The organism is Kistimonas scapharcae (assembly GCF_039540975.1).
In the GTDB taxonomy this organism is placed as follows: domain Bacteria; phylum Pseudomonadota; class Gammaproteobacteria; order Pseudomonadales; family Endozoicomonadaceae; genus Kistimonas; species Kistimonas scapharcae.
This window is the reverse complement of the sequence record NZ_BAABFL010000199.1, coordinates 1-806: the sequence shown is the minus strand read 5'-3', so window position 1 is coordinate 806 and position 806 is coordinate 1. Positions and strand designations below refer to the sequence as shown.

Genomic DNA, 806 nt, shown 5'->3' with positions numbered 1-806 from the left:
ATGAAAGCATGAGCGGTAGCAACATACTGCGGATTTTCAGGCTTGGTTCAAGGCTTTCAATGAAACGTCAACAGCCCCTAGAGGAACAGCAAATAAAAGTGCAGGACATGCAGGAAACACTGACTTCAAAAGAGGAATGGGTGCCTGAAAAGAGCACAACAACGGAGCAAGCCCTGCATGAAGATCAAGAAAGGCTGAAGAGTCAAATACTAGCTCTTGAAACTCTAAGGGATCTTGAAAGAAAAGCCCTACTGGATGCTGCAAAAGAGCAACGACAGTCAACAACCACAGAAATGGCAAAACTCAAAGTTGAGGTAGCCCTAAAGAGTCTACAATTGACTCAAATGGAGCAGGAACTAGTAAAGCTACAGGCTCAAGTTGAGGCTACATCACCACACTTAAGTACAGCTGACAAATCTCCAGAGGCTTCCTGCCTGCCAGTCTCAGAAGAGGCTGAAATCAGCCTATCTGCAGAGCAGGTCTGGGCAAGCGTACACATTTCTACTCAAATGCCCGATTCTGAATCTACCACGTCCGCAACAGCACCAGTAGAGAAGTCTCAGATTGCGATTATTCAGAAGCCTCTTTTGCCAATGACCGAGCTCTCACTCATTCCGGAAGCCGGTTTTGAAGATATCGCTACAGAAGATGATGGTGATATACAGCAGTTAACCAATACGAGGGATAAACTTATAGAGTTAAAGAAACAACTAGAAGAAGAAATGGTAAGTACTCAAAAACTCCTGTGCAGACCACATGGCAGCCAGCATGAGGCGTATTCGATAATATTTGCCAGTCTCGGAATT

At 44.9% G+C, this 806-nt stretch carries 1 protein-coding gene; it reads left to right on the top strand.

Translation table 11 applies throughout. The features are described 5' to 3' along the window. Positions 1-59 precede the first annotated feature (59 nt). Positions 60-806 (top strand): hypothetical protein (locus ABD892_RS10410; RefSeq protein ID WP_345195556.1); only part of this gene is annotated, 747 nt, incomplete at its 3' end.